General features: G+C 60.3%; 21 protein-coding genes and 1 pseudogene. 20 read left to right on the top strand and 2 right to left on the bottom strand.

Annotation, left to right across the window (positions count from 1 at the left end; genetic code table 11):
• Positions 1-82: 82 nt before the first annotated feature.
• Positions 83-412, bottom strand: coding sequence for a hypothetical protein (locus NKI70_RS30800; protein WP_352725988.1), 330 nt, complete (start codon positions 410-412; stop codon positions 83-85).
• A gap of 375 nt (positions 413-787) precedes the next feature.
• Here NKI70_RS30800 and NKI70_RS30795 point away from each other — a divergent pair, with 375 nt between their 5' ends.
• The 11 genes and pseudogenes from NKI70_RS30795 to NKI70_RS30745 all read left to right on the top strand — a co-directional run bounded on the left by NKI70_RS30795 (position 788) and on the right by NKI70_RS30745 (position 9914).
• The gene (locus NKI70_RS30795) at positions 788-1063 is read left to right on the top strand and encodes a hypothetical protein (protein ID WP_352648043.1); all 276 of its coding nucleotides are present in this window, start codon (positions 788-790) and stop codon (positions 1061-1063) included.
• A gap of 28 nt (positions 1064-1091) precedes the next feature.
• Positions 1092-1316: a hypothetical protein gene (locus NKI70_RS30790; RefSeq protein WP_352648041.1), complete on the top strand. Its 225-nt coding sequence runs from the start codon at positions 1092-1094 to the stop codon at positions 1314-1316.
• Positions 1317-2894: 1578 nt separating this feature from the next.
• Positions 2895-3035 (top strand): annotated as a pseudogene (locus NKI70_RS30785) (NADP-dependent oxidoreductase); the annotation flags it as partial.
• A gap of 198 nt (positions 3036-3233) precedes the next feature.
• Complete coding sequence (locus NKI70_RS30780) at positions 3234-3938, top strand: gamma-glutamylcyclotransferase (protein WP_352693169.1); 705 nt, start codon at positions 3234-3236, stop codon at positions 3936-3938.
• A 43-nt stretch (positions 3939-3981) separates the two neighbouring features.
• Positions 3982-4104 carry a hypothetical protein gene (locus NKI70_RS30775; RefSeq protein WP_352725986.1) on the top strand — a complete coding sequence of 41 codons (123 nt, stop codon included), beginning with the start codon at positions 3982-3984 and terminating at the stop codon, positions 4102-4104.
• 113 nt (positions 4105-4217) lie between these two features.
• Positions 4218-4400: a hypothetical protein gene (locus NKI70_RS30770; protein ID WP_023679139.1), complete on the top strand. Its 183-nt coding sequence runs from the start codon at positions 4218-4220 to the stop codon at positions 4398-4400.
• 220 nt (positions 4401-4620) lie between these two features.
• Entirely contained in the window at positions 4621-5553 is a 933-nt protein-coding gene (locus tag NKI70_RS30765; protein ID WP_352457237.1) for a sugar ABC transporter substrate-binding protein, read from the top strand.
• 67 nt (positions 5554-5620) lie between these two features.
• Complete coding sequence (locus tag NKI70_RS30760) at positions 5621-6676, top strand: ABC transporter permease (protein WP_352725984.1); 1056 nt, start codon at positions 5621-5623, stop codon at positions 6674-6676.
• Between the two features lie 3 nt (positions 6677-6679).
• Positions 6680-7459 carry an ATP-binding cassette domain-containing protein gene (locus tag NKI70_RS30755; protein WP_352457238.1) on the top strand — a complete coding sequence of 260 codons (780 nt, stop codon included), beginning with the start codon at positions 6680-6682 and terminating at the stop codon, positions 7457-7459.
• Complete coding sequence (locus NKI70_RS30750) at positions 7456-8415, top strand: cyclase family protein (protein WP_352457239.1); 960 nt, start codon at positions 7456-7458, stop codon at positions 8413-8415. Before NKI70_RS30755 ends, NKI70_RS30750 begins: the two co-directional genes overlap by 4 nt.
• Positions 8416-8438: 23 nt before the next feature.
• Positions 8439-9914 (top strand): amidase, encoded by a 1476-nt coding sequence (locus tag NKI70_RS30745; protein ID WP_352725982.1) that lies wholly within the window; start codon positions 8439-8441, stop codon positions 9912-9914.
• 16 nt (positions 9915-9930) lie between these two features.
• Here NKI70_RS30745 and NKI70_RS30740 read toward each other — a convergent pair whose 3' ends face one another.
• Entirely contained in the window at positions 9931-11217 is a 1287-nt protein-coding gene (locus NKI70_RS30740) for an ROK family protein (protein WP_352595144.1), read from the bottom strand.
• Between the two features lie 325 nt (positions 11218-11542).
• Between NKI70_RS30740 and NKI70_RS30735 the strand changes: the two genes are divergently transcribed.
• From NKI70_RS30735 to repB, 9 genes are all read left to right on the top strand, one after another.
• On the top strand, positions 11543-12976 hold the full coding sequence (locus NKI70_RS30735) for a recombinase family protein (RefSeq protein WP_352725980.1): 1434 nt from the start codon (positions 11543-11545) through the stop codon (positions 12974-12976).
• A gap of 575 nt (positions 12977-13551) precedes the next feature.
• A complete protein-coding gene (locus NKI70_RS30730) occupies positions 13552-13785 on the top strand; it encodes a hypothetical protein (protein ID WP_352450312.1) in 234 nt (77 codons plus the stop codon).
• Positions 13786-13865: 80 nt separating this feature from the next.
• Positions 13866-14009 (top strand): hypothetical protein, encoded by a 144-nt coding sequence (locus tag NKI70_RS30725; protein WP_352725978.1) that lies wholly within the window; start codon positions 13866-13868, stop codon positions 14007-14009.
• A gap of 71 nt (positions 14010-14080) precedes the next feature.
• Entirely contained in the window at positions 14081-14650 is a 570-nt protein-coding gene (locus NKI70_RS30720) for a hypothetical protein (RefSeq protein WP_352725976.1), read from the top strand.
• The gene (locus NKI70_RS30715; RefSeq protein WP_352725974.1) at positions 14647-15354 is read left to right on the top strand and encodes a hypothetical protein; all 708 of its coding nucleotides are present in this window, start codon (positions 14647-14649) and stop codon (positions 15352-15354) included. Before NKI70_RS30720 ends, NKI70_RS30715 begins: the two co-directional genes overlap by 4 nt.
• Before the next feature lie 182 nt (positions 15355-15536).
• A complete protein-coding gene (locus NKI70_RS30710; protein ID WP_352725972.1) occupies positions 15537-15659 on the top strand; it encodes a hypothetical protein in 123 nt (40 codons plus the stop codon).
• A gap of 80 nt (positions 15660-15739) precedes the next feature.
• Positions 15740-15880, top strand: a complete 141-nt coding sequence (locus NKI70_RS30705) for a hypothetical protein (RefSeq protein WP_352725970.1) — start codon at positions 15740-15742, stop codon at positions 15878-15880.
• 596 nt (positions 15881-16476) lie between these two features.
• Positions 16477-17679, top strand: coding sequence for a plasmid partitioning protein RepA (gene repA, locus NKI70_RS30700; RefSeq protein WP_352450316.1), 1203 nt, complete (start codon positions 16477-16479; stop codon positions 17677-17679).
• A gap of 74 nt (positions 17680-17753) precedes the next feature.
• Positions 17754-18719, top strand: coding sequence for a plasmid partitioning protein RepB (gene repB / locus NKI70_RS30695; protein ID WP_352725968.1), 966 nt, complete (start codon positions 17754-17756; stop codon positions 18717-18719).
• The last annotated feature ends 143 nt before the right edge of the window (positions 18720-18862 follow it).

Below are 18862 nucleotides of genomic sequence, written 5' to 3'. Positions count from 1 at the left end.
GAAAATCTCGATCGCTTCATTGCCTGTCTCCTCATCCGAGGAACAGGCTAACCTCAAACCGAGGACATTTCAGGGGAGCACGTCAGGAGAGTTCGGCGATGTCGCCATAGATCATCGAACCTGTGACGAGAAAACATTTATCACCGAGGACTTCGAAGAGTGAGCTTGACGCGGTACAAACCGGCAGGTCCTTCGAATTGGCGTACGTGCCGAGGGTCGCGGTTTCGACCTTACGGTCCTTGGCTTCGGCACAGCCGAGACTGATCGCGAGGATTGCGATAGCAATGAGAGTCGTCTTGCTCATATTTTGCCCCTGGAGCCAGCACTTGTCGCGTAAGTCGCGCGATGCATCAAAGTAGCACCGGCCCACGATCGGCTTCATCCATCGATTGGAGGAAGCGGGCTCATCCATAATTAGCAATATCTTGAGTAAGGCGCCGAGCGCACCAGACTCATGGAATGGCGGCGGGCATAGGTATTGGTGACGTGGTGGCGATCACAGCCACATACCAAGGTGAAGAAGCGGCAGCAGATCGAGCTTACCGGAGAGATCACGCGCATACGAGGAAGGCGGCAGGGTGACCGTCGATCTGGGACCGCTGGTGACGATCGACGTCGACAAGGTCAGGCTGGTCGAGAAGTACAGGACGCCAAAGCGCAACAAGCCGCTGCGCGACATGGTGGATTAGCTCGCGGACCGCCGCTTATCCACGCGACATCGGTACCACTCAAACGAATGGCAATTTTCTGTCTGAATGCGTTTAGGGTCGATGCTCGGAGACCACGCATGGGTATCGCGCGGGAGACAGGTGACTCCCCGTTTCAAGGCGTCGAGATGCTACGAGCACTGAATAGTCAGTTCCTTAGACCTAAAGATCGGGCGATCTGCCAGCGGGTTGTCGACCAGGTAACCGCCGACGCCAAATGGTACAGCACCCCGATAGACGGTCAGATTCTGGCCTCGACCACGCTGAATCTCTTTCAATCAGGGGTCGTAAACGAAACGAATTTGCTGGCACATGTTCGCGCGCGGCGCCACGACTTCACTAAACTGACAGGCTAGTTCTTCACCCTCGCGACATGGGCGCGAAATGCGGCTCCTCGTAGTCCGCTGGCCTATTGTTAAGCAGATTGAGCGCCCGCTTTATGTCCCGATGCAGATGCTCGATCGCTTCCCAATGCTCGCCAAATGGCTTGAGCGACAACTGCGCGTCGCGGAGTTCTACCGTCAGAAGCCACGCCTGTCGTTCAATTTTGGCGAGGTGATATTCGGAAACGGCTTCGTGTCGGCGAGGGTGCGGCATCCCGCAAAATAGGAATATATTCCGCATGCCGTCAAGGCACATAGACTACTTCGTCCTGCCCTCAGCGCCTGCTCGCCGCGGGCATTTTGGGGGGAAGCATGAATCAAGTTATGTGCGTTTGTAGCCATCAGCGTTTTGTCGGGCTGCGCTACTCGCCCAGCCGACATCAAGCCCACGCTGGTTTCGTCCAGCGTATACGCGGGCAAGTCCTGCAGCCAGTTGGAAGCCGAACTGTACCGAACGAGTTCCGACCTGGCGCCGATAATGGCCATACAAGACAGAACCGCCCGCCATGACGTGGACGGCGTGTTTTGGCTTGGCTTGCAGGTTGGCAGCATGATGGACAACACAGACATCAAGGCACGTGAAGCCAAGAGCCGAGCTGAAGGGCAACATGGACGCGATCAATGCAGCCCGACGAAAGGGCGGCTGTGTTGCCGGCACTCTGTAAGCCGTTCCAACGTTAAAATTGTCGGCTTGCTTCCCGCCCTGGCGATTGCGGAGTGGTCGTTTCATCGATTGACTCGCGTAATGCACCGGCAGTTAATCTCCCCGCCAGGGCAAAAGAGGGGCTATGAAACTGGGAGCAAACGATGACTGTCCAAAAAGAAGACTATCGAACCAACAGAGCCGACTACGCCATAGCTGCCATGCATAGCCGAGCGACCGCTGAGGGCGATCGTGACGATTTGGTGGCGAGGAAAAAGTCCCTGTGGGTAACAGATCGGCGATCTGCAAAATTGGCTGCAAACCCGTCCGAAAGCGCGCCAGAACCCAAGGCAAAAGCGCGCGGTAAGTGAATCGGACGCCAGCCACTTTCTTACCGCCGCGTACTTCGTTCGCATGGTTCGATTATATTAGATTTATCTAAAATACTAACCAGCCAGTCGAGCATTCCCGAACGCTCGCTGGTCAGGCCCAGCGGCCCCCCTAACCCAAGCTGCTGGGCCGCCCTCAGAGCAAAGCGCGATGTATGAGCATACTAGCATTACGGTGATCGTCTCCACCTTGCCGGCCTTGCTTAGCACCACCTGGAAATCAGTTTCGAATCCCCGAATGTGCGGGGTCCAGGGGCCATCACTAGACATTTCGAGATTTGCGGTTCGAGCGGGCTCCCTTCATCGGCATGAGGGGTGACGGAGTACATCATCTTGGCAAATCAACGCAGCCGGCATACTCGCCCCCTCGTTCGGTCGAAAGCTGGGTGGAACAATCAGGTGCGCAACTTGTCATCACTGATATTGCCGCTTCACCCCAGCTTTGAGCGTGCGCCCTTCAGCCCATGCGTGGTTCACCGTTTTTTCACTTTATTAGCGCACGTTCATAAACGGACATGTTGGTGTAGCTTGTACGTGCCCAAAGCCCCGGCGCAACGACCCAGCGCCGGGGTTTTTTTGTCCGCCTGGTAATCCGCGAGTTCAATCCGAGGTCGCTCTCAATTCGAACGCGAGCGAATTACGCCGCAAAGTCCCTTAGGCAAGACGCTGTGGGTGGCACCGCGGTGCGAAGCGCGAGTGCGGAGGAACTTTCTGGCACTCCGCCAATTATTCTGCATGTCCCAAACAGCACACGTCGAACCGCCCCGGCAGGGACGTTTCGGCCTGGCTCCAAGCGGGGAAGGTCAAATATCGTGAGGACATTGTCGAGGGACTCGCGAACGCGCCGATGGCCTTCGTCGGTCTTCTCAAGGGCCGCAATTTCGGCAAGCTGTTGGTCAGGGTTTCACAGTGAGTAGAAAAGCGTCTCCCAAACCTAGATTGCCGAAACCACATGGAATCGTTCGAGGGCGAATATGCGGGGCGCTTTGCTGTCATCGGTGAAGGTGCAAAGACTCATTCACGCCGTGCATCGGTTCGTATCTTGCAACGCCCGTAGTATCTGCCAAGGATACGCGATCCTGATCCGATGGAGCACGGGATGCCGAGCCAAATGAGAAAGCTGACCTTGACCGCGGACCACGTCGCGCGGGTCTACAAGGTCGTTCAGGACCAGGGTTTGACGCCAGGTGCCGAGCTACACACCGATGCCGACTACGACAGCTGGGTCGAGCAAATGATCCGAACTCATCCGGCCCCGAAAGCACCGACCCGCCTGTTCGCCTACGGCTCCTTGATCTGGAAGCCGGAGATCGAGCATATCGGTGAGCAGGTAGGCCTCGCTCGTGGGTGGCATCGCGCTTTCTGCTTTCGCATGACTCGTTTTCGGGGCACGCCGGAGCAGCCAGGCCTTATGATGGCCCTCGATCGTGGGGGGCAATGCAGCGGCGTCCTGTACGACCTGCCAAAGGACAACCTCGAACGCCAATTCGGCAAACTCTTTCGACGCGAATTCACCTATAAGCCGGCCAACAGCATGCCCCGGTGGATCACGGTGGCGACCGCTTCCGGGCCTATCTCGGCCTTGGCCTTTGTGATGAACCGCGCGTCACCTCTCTATGCCGGTCGTCAGTCGCTTGAAGCCGTTGCCGATGTCCTGGCCCTGGCCTGCGGTCATTGGGGAAGCGGGGCCGAATACCTGTTCAACACGGTTTCTCACCTCGAAGCCAAAGGCATACATGACAGCAGCCTCTGGCGGCTTCAACGCCTTGTGGCGGAGTTGATAGAGCGAAACCCGGCGGAGCGGAACGTTCTTTGAGCCGACGGAGCGGTCGCTTCAAGCATCCGCAGTTGGCGCGAACATGACCTCCAGCATTGTCACCCGCGATGTCCGCTTCCGGGCGGAGGCTGAAGAGACTGCCACCGCACTTTTCAACCTCGCCAAGGAACACCTCGAACAGCTCAAGGCGAGGTCATCGACTTAAGCCTAGCTGTGCGTGTTTCGACATTTCGACGTCGCGGTGTCGGATTATTTGCATGCAAACCAGTTTTACGACGCTATCCTCCCATCCTCAACGGAAGATTCTGGGAGGAATGCATGGCTGCGCATGAGCAACATGCCGTTGAAATCATTAGGGACAAAGAGTGGTCGGTTCGCGTGACGGTCAACGGCACGACCACCACGGTCCCTTTTACATCTGAGAGCTACGCGCGTTCGTTCGCAGACGGTCAGGCGTTCCGACTGGGCGTTCAGGTCGCGGAGATCAAGAAGGCGGCCTAGCTGCGCGCTTGCCCCAAGAGCCCCACAGCGATTGAACCTCGAGTGACCAAAGCCGGTTGAAATTAGCCGTTGCGCGGCATAAGAGCTTGTGCCTATAGTTAGTACGTGGCTCGCACGAACAAACAGACTGACTGTGACGACCTGTAGATGGCGCCCAAGCTGGGCTGCTGCGCGGTCTGGAGGTGAGCCGGAACACTCGGTCAACAGGGGATACGCAACAGTGAACCGCTTTCAGAAACTCTCGACCGCAGCGCTCGTCGCAGCATCCTTCACGTCGACCGCCCTCGCCACGAATGACAAGCTCACGATCGGCATCGTCACCTTCTCGACATCCGACGTCGACACAAACCAGATGGTCGACACGATGAGCCAGGAAGCCAAGTCTAAGGGCTGGTCGGTGGAAACGCTCAATGCCAACGGCGATCCTTCGCAAGCGATCACCAGCATCAAGCAGCTGGCAACCAAGAAGGTGGACGCCATCATCGTCACGGTCTTCGATTCGACGGGCCTGGCGGCCGGGCTCCAGGCGGCGGCGGACGCAAAGATCCCCGTGCTTTCGGCCGGCGGCGGCATGGCAGACGGGATCGCGCTATCTGCAAGTACCGGTGCTGCGCAACCGCTGATCGACTTGATGCTGAAGGACATCGGCAAGTCCGGAACTGTACTCGACCTCACCTACCATCCCGGCATTCCGTGCCGCGAACGAGCCGACGCCTTCGATACGGCGGTCAAGGCAAATCCGGGGCTCAAGGCGACCTCGCACGAGATCAGCATCCCAGGTGCTGCCGAATCGTCGCAGGCCGCGACCAGCGCCTGGCTTGCAGCCAATGCCAACGCCAAGGGGCCGTTCGCCATCTTCAACTGCTATGACGACAACGCTATGGGCGCGATCGCGGCGCTGAAGCAGAACGGCCGCAGCGACGTGAAGGTCTATTCGTTCAACGCCACGGCGCCCGCTGTCCAGGCTGTCAAGGACGGGACGATGACCGCCACGCTCGGTGTCGATCTGACTTCGGCAGGCAAAATGCTAGTCGATCAGATTCCCGACATCCTGGCAGCCGGCGACCAGTGGAAGCCCAAATCCTTCGTGCCAGGCTATACGCTCGTCACCAAAGAGAACGTCGACAAGTTCATCAAGGACAATCCGCAGTAAGCTCTCCTGATTGTGGGTCTGGGCCGGACTTGCCTGGCCGGGCCGGAGTGCTGTCATGAGAGCCGCCATGTCCGCTGATCATTCCCTGCCCGAAACCCACGCTCCGGCAGAGGCGCCCCGCTTCCTGCCGTCAACGCAGACCGGCTATGCCTCGCCCAATGCCCGACAGCGGCGCGCGTTGCTCATGCGCCTGCTTGGAACCTACGGCACCATCATCGTGCTGGCGTCGATGCTGGGGATCTTCTCGGTGCTGGAGCCGGGGACCTTCGCAACCATCGGCAATTTTCGCAACATCGTAAACGACATGGCGATCGGCACCATTGTCGCGGCCGGCCTCACCGTGCCCCTCGTCGCCGGTGATTTCGACCTCAGTATCGGCTATGTCGCGAGTTTCTGCGGGCTTCTCGTGGTCGGGCTGTTGAGCAGCAGTGGCTTGCCGATCCTACCCGCCATCTTCCTTGTCGTCGGCCTCGGAACGGTCATCGGCATTGTCAACGGCATTGTCGTTTCGAAGATCGGGGTGAACGCCTTCATTGCCACGCTTGGCACGGGCACCATCGTCGTCGGGCTGAACTACGCCTATTCGGGCGGAATTCCGCTGCAGCTCACCCAGTCGCGCGAATTCACCAATATCGCGATCGGCCGGATTGCCGGAGTGCCGCACCTCGTCATCATCATGGCCGTCGTGCTTGCGCTGCTGTGGGTGATCCTCAACCGAACAGTGCAGGGCCAACACATCAAGGCCATCGGGGTCAGCCCGGAATCAGCGCGCCGCGCCGGCGTCGCCGTCGATCGCAGCCGCATCGTTGCCTTCGCCATCGCCAGCACCTGTGCTGCTATCGGTGGCGTGCTGATGGCCTCCAATCTCGGCTCCGGCCAGGTGACGGCGGGTGACAGCTTCATGCTGACGTCGTTTTCGGCCGCCTTCCTCGGTTCGGCGGCGCTGCGAGAGGGTCAGTTCCATATCCTCGGCACCTTGATCGGCGTGCTGACGGTCGCCGTCGGCAACAATGGGCTGGCCATGATAGGCGCGCCGATCTTCACGCAGTTCCTGTTCACCGGCTGCCTTCTCGTCGTCGCCGTAGCGCTCGGCGGTATTGGCCGCCGCTATGCGAGGGGATAGGCCATGGCGCAGAAGATGCTGCTCAGCCTGCGCCGGATCTGCCGCAGCTTCGGCGGCATCCAGGCACTCGATGACGTTTCGCTGGACATCGCCAGGGGCGACATACTCGGCCTCGTTGGCGACAATGGTGCCGGCAAGTCGACGCTGATCAAAATCCTGGCCGGCGCGCATGACCCAACTTCCGGCGACGTGATCCTCGAAGGGCGGCCGCAAAAGTTGTCGCCGCCGTCCGAAGCGCAACGCCTCGGCATCGAGACGGTCTATCAGGACCTGTCGCTGATCGGCACGTTCACTGCCGCCGAAAACTTCTTTCTCGGCCGCGAGATTGCGCTTGGCCGCGGCCCGGCGCTGCTGCGCTGGATCCGCCGCAAATCGATGGGCGACATCGCGATGCGCGGCCTCGAGGAACTGCACATCGAGATCCCCGGGGTGCGCAGCAAACCGGTGGATCGCATGTCCGGCGGCCAGCGCCAATTGGTGGCGATCGCGCGCGGTGCCTTTTGGGGCCACAAGCTGCTGCTGCTCGACGAGCCCACCGCGGCGCTCGGCGTACGCGAATCCCGTGAGGTGCTCGACCTCATCAAACGACTCGGCGCCCAGGGGCTGACGATCGTCATGGTCACCCACAATCTCGATCATCTCTGGCAGGTGTGCAACCGCGTGGTGGTGATGCGCAGGGGCCGCAAGGTCGCCGATCTCGCAAGTTCCGGCACCAACATGGAGGACGTCGTCGCTTATATCACCGGCGCCAGGCAGCCGGCGACCGCGCAGGCGGAAGCATGAGCGCGGCTGAAACGATGACGCTGCGCCGGCTGCTGGGCAATGCGCCGAGCCGCTGGGGGCATTGGGGTGCCGACGACGAGATCGGAGCGCTCAACTATCTGACCGCCGACGAGGTCAAGCGCGGCCTGGCGTCGGTGCGGGACGGCCGCACCTTCACCCTCGGCGTGCCGGTCGGGACTTCTGAGGGCGATGCCGTCTTTCCCGGCCGCTGGCCGGCGAAGCATTTCATGGTCGCCGACAAGGCCGGCTTCGAGAACGGTCACTGGCAACCGCTTGCCGGCGGCCTCGAATTCGCAGACGACTATATCACCAGCTTCGCACAGGCCGGCACGCATTGCGACGCGCTCGGCCACATGTGGTTCGACGACACGCTTTGGAACGGCTTCGCGGCAAGCAGTACCAATGGCGGCATGACCAAGGCCAGCATCATGCCGATCGCGGAGCGCGGGATCGTCGGACGCGGCGTGCTGCTCGACATCGCCCGGTTCCGCGGCAAACCGGCCCTTGAGCGCGCTGAAACATTCACGCATCGCGACCTCATGGAATGCGCCCGGGCCCAAGCGGTCGATATACTGCCGCGCAGCATCCTTCTCGTTCGCACCGGCTGGGTCGGCGCACTGGCGGCGGGAAGCCAGCGCGTCGGCGATGGATATTGGGAACCCGGACTGACCTTCAGCCTCGACCTCGTGCGCTGGTTCGACGAGATGCAGATCCCCTGTCTGGTTACCGACACACTGGCCAACGAGACAACCTACGAGCCCGAGACCGGGTTGATGCTGGTGCTGCACGCCGCGCTGATGCGCAATCTGGGCGTGGCGTTCACCGAAATGGCATCGCTCGACCTGCTGGCCGCCGACTGTGCCTCGGACCGCCGCTACGAAGGCTTCTACTGCGCCAGTCCGGTCAAAGTGAGCAAGGGCACCGGCGGCGCGGCAAATCCAGTGTTCATCAAATAGCACCCAACAAGGTGGAACGGCTTATGACTTCTGCAGACGACCAGATCTGTTTCCTGCCGGCCACGGAACTGGCCCAGCGCATCCGGCACCGCGACCTGTCGCCGGTTGAAGTAACCGAGGCTTATCTGCGCCGCATCGAGGCGCGCAACCCGGTGGTCAACGCCTATACGCTGGTTCTCGGCGACCAGGCGATGGAAGCTGCGCGGGCCGCCGAAAAGGCCGTGATGGCAGGCGGTCCGCTTGGACCGCTGCATGGCGTCCCCGTCGGCATCAAGGACCTCGACGATATGGCCGGCGTGCCGACCTCGATGGGGTCGTGGGCGGTGCACGACCGGGTGCCCAAAACAAGTGCTGTGGCGGTCGAGCGCCTGCTCGACGCAGGCGCCATCGTGCTCGGCAAGACCAACACGCCGGAGTTCGGCCATAAAGGTATCACCGACAATCTGCGCTTCGGGCCGACCAGCACGCCCTTCGCGATCGGCTACAATTCCGGCGGCTCGTCCGGCGGCAGTGCGGCAGCGGTCGCCGACGGCATGGCGGCCCTGGCGCAAGGCACGGACGGCGGCGGTTCGGTCCGCATCCCCGCCTCGTTCAGCGGCACCGTCGGCTTCAAGCCCTCTTTCGGCCGCATTCCTTCGGTGACTCGCCCCGACGCCTTCTTGTGGGGACATCCTCTGGTCCATATCGGACCGCTGACCCGCACCGTTGCGGACGCCGCGCTGATGACCAAGATCATGGCCGGGCCTCACAACCGCGACCCGTTCTGCCTGCCGGATCACGGCGTTGACTATGTCGGCGCCGTTGCCGGGCGGACGCCGAAACTGCGCGTGGCCTACAGCCCGCGACTGGGCAATTTTCCGGTCGAAGCCGGGGTCGCCACCGTCGTTGCCCGGGCCGTCGATGTCATGCGAGCACATGGCATTGAGGTTGATGAGGTCGAGCTCGATTTCAGGGCCGATCACAAGGAACTGGCGGCGCTTTGGGTGCGCACGATCTCGATCCACTATGCTGCCATCGCCGTGTACTGGAAACAGGAGGGCATCGACCTAATGGGCAAGCACGCCAAGGTGCTCACCCCGCAGTTCCTCGCCATGCTGGAGGGCGCCTACAAGGTGTCCGCCGTCGACCATGCGCTCGACGATCTTTTGCGCACCGGCGTCCTTGACGGCCTCGAGGATGTATTCGAAACCCATGACCTGATCGTCTCGCCGACGCTGGCCGTTCCGCCCGTCAAGAATGCCCCCGACGGCAACACGATCGGGCCGACATCGATCAATGGCGAGGCGGTCGATCCGCTGATCGGCTGGTGCATGACCTATCCGATCAACTATACCGGCCATCCGGCGATTTCGGTTCCGGCCGGCCTGACGGCGCAGGGCCTGCCGGTCGGCCTGCAGATCATCGGGCGGCGGCACGCCGACGAAACCGTTCTGGCGATGGCGGCTCAGTTCGAACGTATGCAGCCCTGGTTCCAAAGCTATCCGGGGCTCGCTGGATAGTTGGGTGTCGGAATACCTAGATCGGAAGCTGCAGCAGCTCGGAAATCACCAGACCGGCTGCGCCTAGGAGGGCGGCCCGGTCACCTGCATCGCCGGCAATGAATTCGATCGCGCCGCCGGGTCGTGACGGAACCATGGCGCGGACATGCTCCGCGATTGCGCCGAGCAGGCAATCGCCGCCGAGCACGACATCGCCATGCATGATGAAAATGTTGGGCGCCACCGTCTGCTGCAGATTGGCGATGCCGACGGCGACGTTGCGGGCATAGCGGTCGAGCAACTCAGCCGCTCCCGGCAGCCGCCGCGCCGCCATGTCGACGAGGCGGGCCGAGTCGATCAGGTCTGGCTCTGGCAGAGCCGTGCGGGCGGCCTCCCGCCGGAGCCAGCTCAAGGTGGCAATGGTGTCCCAGCAGCCGCGCCTGCCACAGCGGCAGGGCTCGCCGTCGAGCTGCACGAAAGTGTGTCCGAGTTCGCCGCCTGCGCCTGCCGTGCCACGATAGAGGTGCCCGTCGAAATAGAGTGCGCCGCCCAGCACCTCGCCCGTGTAGACGACCGCGAATTGCCTAACGCCGCGCCCGGCGCCGAACCAGCGGTCGCCGACCAGCAAGGCGCGCGGATGATGGTCGAGCTTGACCGGCAGGCCGAAGCGTCGCCCGAGATCGTCGGCGAGCGGGTAGCGGTCGAGCGCCGGCGCGAGATTGACAGCGACGATCGACCCGCGATCGGTGTCAACCATGCCGCCGACGCCAACACCGATCCCGAGAGGCATGCGCCGCGCCCTGGAGAGAGTGTCGCCGACGCATTCAGCGATCGACTCGATGATTGGCCGGACCGGCCCCCTGCCGTCCGGCAGGGCCATCTTGCGTTCCGATTCGATCTTGCCGTCGAGCGTCGCCACACAGGCATGCACGGCATCCGGCATCAGCAGCACACCGCAGATCGGACGGGCATTGGGCGAGAACCACAGCGGTCGGGCCGGCTTGCCGCCGCCCGGACTGGGAGGAACCGGGTCGCTCTCGACCAGCACCTGATCGTCGATCAGCGGCTGCACTATTCCGGAAATGGTGGTGCGGTTGACCCCGGCCAGGCGGGCCAGTTCAGCCCTGCTCGTCGGCCCAAGATCGAACAGGGCCTGCAGCACACGGCCGCGATTGGTCGAGCCGACCATCGAGGACGACAGCAGCGCCTTGCGCCGGCGCGAAACCCGCTCCGCGCCGGACGCATCGCCGGGCGGCGTGAACAGAGCGCTGCGTCCGCCATTCGGGCGCCCATCGTCGGTATCGTCCATCGTCGGGTTTTTCATAAGGGGCATCCTGCCAGCTCTTCTAACCCAGGACCTTACCGGTTTCGAGCCCTTTGTGCGAGCAGGCAACAAACTCGTGCATTGCCAGGAGGGCAAGGACTTGCGCGAGTGCGGGGAAAAGCTGCCCCTTGATTCTGCTGCCAAAACCCCTTGGGCGCCCGCACCTCACCGCATCCCTTTTCCGGTCGTTGCGCTGTCCAATCATCCGTTTGCTAGGAGATCTGCGCTCCCAATTTCGTGGCCGCCGAATGGGAATTCACAGAATGCGACAGAGTTCTGAAAGACATTTCGTGTCTCTGGGGTTGTTCAAGCCCAAGGAGACCCCATGGCTTTCGAGTTGCAGACAGCGCCCCCTATCCGTGCGGCGCAGTACATTCGCATGTCCACTGAACATCAACGCTATTCGCTGGAGAACCAGGCGATGGCCATTACAGAGTACGCGGAGCGGCGCGGATACACTATCGTCCAAACCTACGAAGACGCTGGGAAAAGCGGCCTGAGCATAAGAGGTCGCGACGGACTGAAGCAGTTACTGGCCGATGTCATGACTGGCCAAAAGACTTTCTCGGCAATCCTCGTTCTTGACGTCAGCCGCTGGGGCCGCTTTCCGGATACGGACCAGTCCGCTCATTACGAGTTTCTCTGTCGTGACGCAGGCGTCGCGGTGGAATATTGCGGCGAACAATTCGAGAACGACGGCAGCATGGTCTCTGCAATCCTCAAGAATATGAAACGGGTGATGGCAAGCGAGTACAGCCGCGAGCTATCCGCAAAGGTCTCCAGAGCGCACCTGCAGCAGGCTCGTCTCGGATTCAGCCAGGGCGGACCTGTGCCCTACGGCGTCAGGCGACTGTTGCTGGATAAAGATGGGGAGCCCCGTTACCTTCTCGGCTCTGGAGAACAGAAAGGGCTCGCTGGCGACCGCGTTCTCCTTGTGCCCGGCCCGCCAAACGAAATCGAGCTTGTTAGGCGCATCTTCAACATGTTTGTTGCTGAAGGGCAGAGCATGGCCGGCATATCGGTTCGTCTGAACAAGGAAGGAGTGCCCTCCACATACGGCGATGTGTGGACGACCGGGCGCGTCGCATCCCTCCTCAAAAGCGAGTTGATGATAGGCTACTATGTCTACAACCGAACGTCGCACAGTATGAGTTGCCAATCCAAGCCAAACACTCCCGATAAATGGGTCCGAATCCGGGTCATGGAGCCGATTGTAACGGTTCAAATATTCGAGAGGGCGCAACTCGCAAGGGGAAAACGCGGGTACACCTATACAAAGCCCGAAATGCTCAAAAACCTGAAGCGGCTATTGAAAGAGAAGAAACGACTCAGCCTCACCGTGATCAATGCTTGTCCGTATACTGCGTCAGGACAGTGCTATGTCCGGCTTTTCGGCAGCTTGAAGGCGGTCTATGCGGCGGTCGGCTACGTACCGGATCGGCGGGGAGCTCTGCGAAAGTACTCGGACGAAGAGCTTCTAGACGGATTTCGGCGGCTGCGCGCCGCTCACGGGCACCTCACCTTGTCGCTGATTAATGCGGACTCCGATTTGCCCATATACCGTGTGTTCAAAAAGCGGTTTGGCTCGATGGCCGCGGCCTATACGCTGGCTGGCTTTCCAGGACTGGAGTCGGAGCTAAAGCTGAGCGCGGTAGCGCGTATACGGCCCAGTGGCCCGGAAAGGCTGCGACGCGACGTCTCAAATGCTCCAGGGCGAAAAAGGCGCATGATACGAACAGACCGAAGCTGCGGCTCTTGAATGAGGAGCCCCGACTCTGTTCGTCACGCAGCCGTCCCGCCGCTCCCACCTGATCTCGACTAGGGCGGCGGAACGGACGCTGCCAGCTCCTGCCCTACAGGCCCGCACCTCTCCCATGCGCTCTGAACGGATCAAACCGAAGCGCCATAACATCTGAACATAGACCGATTGGGGAGATCCCAGGGTGCGGTATGCTGAGATCGTGGCGGGGTCGAGCGGGCCATAGCTGGGAACCTTACCTGGATTGCGATATTTGCCTGCTCCTAGCATCGAAGAGCCGTCCGGTTCACCAAATGCCAGGAAGATGCTGAAGCGTTCCCGCGCGGTCGTCTGCCCTGTGGAGAGGCCTTGCATGGGAGAACCCGAGAATCAATGCAAGGTGCGCCGCACACCTGATGGCGCATTGCGATATGTCTGCGAGAGCCAGGCGCGGCCGCGAGACAACATGGCGACCGCGTTGACGCTCGCCTTCTTGCGGAGCGTGGCGGCAGACTTCGCCTGAGGCGTCAATACCGATTTCTGGGGATAGAAATCTCAGGGCGGATAGGCAAGCTGGCGGTGAGGAGTTGCCTGCCATGAGCACACTGACCTACCGACTTGCGGGGGACCACAGCGGAAACTGGATGGTTGTCTTTGAACCAGACGAATTGCATCTTTATATTGAATGTGTGGCACCGGGGACGAGCACCGACGCGACCAACTGGATCAGCGTTGATGATTTTTTCGCACGGCGGCCGACCGGCTCTGCTCACAGCCAAGCGATCGAACGCCTGGTCGAATTGCTGCGCCGCGCGCTCGACGGGGATTAGCCTCACCTCGCAATGATGCATTCCGCAACGTGGCCAGAACTCGATATTTTTTTCGGGAAAAAACAGTAGGCGGAACTGCAATGTTTTTCGATGAAGGCGCCGAAATTCAAGACGGATCAGCGCAGCGGGATCGTCTTAAATTGAAACGCGCACTGCTCTATTCTGAATGCGGTCGAATTCTTATTGGGCCACGTAAGCTGCAGGGATTCCTGATTATTCTTTGACAGAACCGCACTCCCCGTGTAGGTGTCCGTGGTCCTCGGACAACGGACAGCGGATAGCGGATCGGAATCAAATGAAAAGCCAGGACATCGTCGTCCTGCTCAAGCTCATCAGCCTTCAGGAGCAGGAGAAAGAAAAAGGTGTCGAAACTCTGCGCTCAGAAGCGCAGGGCCAGGATCCATACTCGGTCCGCAATCTGGCGTCTTCTCTTGGCATAAGCAAGACTGAGGTCAATGCATCCATAAATCGAAGTCTTGCCTCCGGTATCGCGGCCAGGGATAGAGATACGGGCAGAGCCAAGCCGAGCCGCAGGAACCTGCAGAATTTCATCTTGCACGGGTTGAAGTTCGTTTTTCCAGCGAAGCCTGGAGCAATGCAGCGCGGAATCCCGACCGCTTTTGCGGCGCCCATCCTAAAGAACGTGCTAATAAGCGCTGGCAGCTACATCTATGTGTGGCCCTATGCCAGCGGCCGCGACATGGGACAATCGGTGACGCCGATGTTTAAAAGCGTTCCTGAAGCCGTTCAAAGGGATGATCGGCTGTACGAGTATCTTGCCCTTGCGGACGCAATAAGACTCGGAAACCAGCGCGAGGCTGGCCTCGCGGCGGAGCGTCTTGCGGAAAGGCTCGCGCAGAAATGACCAGCATCCAAGGCCAGCTACTAGCAATGCTAAGGGCTGTCGCGGAAGCTCTAGGCGATGACCTGCGCAAGCGTCTTGTATTCGTCGGCGGATGTACGACCGCTCTTTTCATCACCGATGCCATCACGCTCGAGGATGTCAGGGCGACTGACGACGTCGACCTAATTGTCGATCTGGCCGGCTTTTCGGAATGGGCGCAGCTCCTGGAACGGCTTCGAGAGCGGGGTTTCTCGGAGTCACCCAACGACAGTGTCATTTGCCGAATGCATCTTGGCCGGATGAAAGTCGACTTCATGCCGGACGATCCCAAAATCCTCGGATTCAGCAATCGTTGGTATGAAGCGGGTATTGAGACGGCGGTCGATTGTCCGTTGGACGATAAGCTCATCATCCGTCGCCTGACACCGGCACTCTTCGTCGCGACGAAGCTGGAGGCATACCTTGGCAGAGGTGGAAAGGATCTGCTTTCTAGCCGGGATGCCGAGGACATACTCTTGATCGTCGACGGTCGAGAAGAGTTGGTTGCTGAGCTGGGAGGCGCGGAAGACGAGGTCCGTACCTATATCGGCGACCAGTTCAAAGACATGCTTGCAGCCCCAGATTTCGACGACTTTCTGGAAGGCAATATCAGAGGGCCCCAAGGCCGGGTCGAGATTGTGCGCCAGCGATTCATCGCGATAACCCAATATGCCAGCGGTGGCTGACTTGGTCTTCGAAGTCGACTGGACACCAAGCAGGACACAAGAACTCCGGACAACCGCGACCATGGTCGTGTCGGTACATGCGCTGGCTCCGCCTACGATTCGTACTGGCAGCGATTCTGGCGCCTCGAGCCAGCTGCTCGTAGCGGCCCTAAAGCGCCGGCTGATGCGCTGCTTCGGGGCCGTTGACTGAGGATGAAAACGGTCCTGATGCGCAGCTTGAGGTTTCCGGCCTGTGGGCTGTGGATGTGAACGCGTTGCCCGACGCCGTGGCGGCCCTCGCCGATCCGGTCGCGGTGTCCTTCTGACGGCCCAGCGTTTACATTCACTCAGTTTGCAACTGGGCTTCTCCCGCACTTCTGCCGGGGAGCAGGACCGGTGGCGTGGTATGTTGAGCGATGAGGAGGACGACACCGAACTGCCGTGGCACCGGCGTGTCGGTGCTTTCGCCGGAAGGCATGGCGAACTCGACGACGCCGCTGCTGTCATGCTGACACAGGTGCTCGAAGTCCGTGCGCCACGGTGTTGAGAGCGAGCTTTGCCGCTATGGGCCGGGGAGCGTTCTCCGCATGAACTCGAGGCTGTCTCGTTCCGGAAAGTATGCTTCCAGATGTTGATCGGGCTTAACCTCGGCCTTGAGGAGGGCTTCACCCACTCCGTCAACGGTCTCCCCTCACGGTCTTCATTGTAGTCGGCTATTCCGATTTCGGCCTCGCCCCCAGCCGGTTCGCTCCTCGAGCTGAAAGAGTCAGTCTGGCGTTGAGCAGCTTACCCTAACCGACAACGAACCCAACCGGCCACGTGCCATCGGATCCGGTGCCCTGCCCTGCCCTGCCCGCCGGCACTTGCATCGCGCCTCTGGGTGTGCCCGATTTACTGCCGTAAAATATGATCCTTATGACAGAGAAAACATGCCGTTAGCTTGGATAGCAAGACAGTACCGCGCTCAAAAAACTGAGCAGCTGCCTTCGTGATGGCAAGAGCAGCTGGCAGCAAGAAAAGCCGGTCAGTGACGTTAACCTTTTGTTAACCCAAAACTTCTTGCCGGAGCCGGCCGAATCGGAGCTTAATGGCGCTTGTTGAGTGAATTGCTCACAAAAAGCGCCAATTCAGGTTTCGACAGAAATGAACATCTCCATGCGGCTGCCACGCTTCGAGTTCGATGACAAGATCCTCGAGCAAGGCGCAGAGATATCGCGGCGGCTTAACCAGCTCCGCATGGAGAAGTTTCCGCCAAATGCAACAAAGACACTTCGCCCTTTTTCGCTGGCGGAAGTGGCCCACTACCTCGGGGTCTCGCAGAACAATCTCAAGCGCCTCCATCTGGAGGGCAAGGGCCCCCTGCCCGAGCAGATACCCTCCGGACGCCGTTCCTATACCGCCGAACAGATGCTTGAACTGCGCCATTTTCTGGACCGGCATGGCAGGACCGAGGTAAAAAAATACGTCCCGCACCGCAAGCCTGGAGACAAGCTCCAGGTGGTTGCTGTCGTCAATTTCAAGGGCGGCAGCGGCAAGACAACAACGGCTGCCCACCTCGCCCAGCACCTTGCGCTGACCGGGCACCGCGTGCTTGCCATCGATCTCGACCCGCAGGCGTCACTTTCGGCCCTGCATGGCTTCCAGCCGGAACTCGATCGCAATCTCTCTTTGTATGAGGCGATCCGGTACGACGACGAGCGCAAGCCGATATCCGACGTGATCGTGCCTACCAATTTTCCGGGCCTGGATATCATCCCGGCCAACCTCGAGCTGCAGGAGTATGAGTACGACACGCCGCTTGCCATGCAGGACAAATCGTCCAGCGTTGGCCGCCAGTTCTTCACCAGGATTGCAAAGGCCTTGTCCGAGGTCGACGAGCGCTATGATGTCGTCGTGGTCGATTGCCCGCCGCAACTTGGCTATCTCACCTTGACCGCCATGTCGGCGGCGACGTCGGTTCTCATTACCGTCCACCCCCAGATGCTCGACCTGATGTCGATGAGCCAGTTCCTGCTGATGCTCGGCGGCATATTGAAGACCATCAAGGCCGCCGGCGCTGCGATCGAGCTGGATTGGTTCCGCTATCTGATCACGCGCTACGAACCCACCGACATTCCCCAGGCACAGATGGTCGGCTTCATGCAATCGATGCTTGCCGGCCAGATCCTTGAGAATCCCATGCTCAAGTCGACGGCAATCTCGGATGCAGGACTGACGAAACAGACGCTCTACGAGGTGGAAAAGTCGTCTTTTACGCGTTCGACCTACGAACGGGCACTCGAATCGCTGGACGCGGTGAATTCCGAGATTGTCGCGCTCATCCATCGCGCATGGGGACGGTCATGACGCATTTTACGGCAGTAAAAAGTGGGGATTTTGCTCGTGAAATCAGCCGACTAGCTGGGAATCGGAGTGATTGAATGGCGCGCAAGGATGTATTCGGCAGCGTGATGGGCCCCGCGACGTCAGTCGCCGACAGCGGGGATGTCTCGGGCTATGCGGTTCGCGGGGCATCCCGGTCGATCATGCAGTCATTCGAGGAGCTCTCTAAGAGTTCGGTCGTCGATCTCGATCCGGCGTTGGTCGACACCTCATTCGTCTCGGACCGCATGGACGATGACGATGAGGCATTTCATGAGCTGCTGGCGGCGATTCGCGAGCGAGGGCAGGATTCTCCGATTCTGGTCAGGCCCCACCCGGATAGTTCCGGCCGGTTTCAGACCGTCTTCGGCCACAGGCGCGTCAAGGTCGCACGCCAGCTGGGCAGGCCCGTTCGTGCAGTCGTCAAGAAGATCGGCGATGAGGACCATGTCATCGCGCAGGGCCAGGAGAATGCTGCCAGGGCCAACCTGTCCTTCATCGAAAGGACGCTTTTTGCCGATCGCATTCTCAAGCGGGGCCATTCGCCGGACACGGTGAAGTCGGCCCTTGCGCTCGACGATACGACCTTCTCGAAAATGCGCTCCGTGACCAACAACATTCCCGAGCAGGTCAGTGTGGCCGTCGGCGCAGCCAAGAGCATAGGCCGGGACCGCTGGTGGCAGCTTGCCAAGCTCATGGAGCATCCCGGGACCGCAGCACGGGCGGCAGAGTACGTGACAAGTGCCGATTTCGCCGAATCGGGCAGTGACGCTCGTTTTGCTCGTCTGTTCGACTTTTTGAGTGCCCCGGTGAAGCAGCCGCGAGCCGCATCGAAGCCTCAGGAAAAGGCCTGGGTACCCCAGGACAAGTCGGTCCGGGCCAAGATCACCGACACGGGAAAGGTGTTTACGCTTGCCTTGAAGTCAAAGGACGCATCGCCTTTCGGCGCATTCATCGCCGACAAGCTGGACGAGCTTTTCGAGGCTTTCAGGGCATCGGAAACGGCAAAGAAAACAGGAGACTGAAACCGCAAAAGAAAAAGGCCCCCGAACGTCACCGTCGCGGAAGCCCTTCTCACGTCTGTAGCAAGCTGAGAATCGCATTTCCCCGAATCACTGTCAAGAGTCGTTGGCGTCGTTTCGACGAGCAGTTTTCTTTTGCCTGATTG

Origin of the sequence: Mesorhizobium sp. M0500 (genome assembly GCF_040321165.1) — a bacterium.
Lineage (GTDB): Bacteria > Pseudomonadota > Alphaproteobacteria > Rhizobiales > Rhizobiaceae > Mesorhizobium.
Note: the sequence above shows the minus strand (reverse complement) of the source record. Positions and strands in the feature narration are given on the sequence as shown.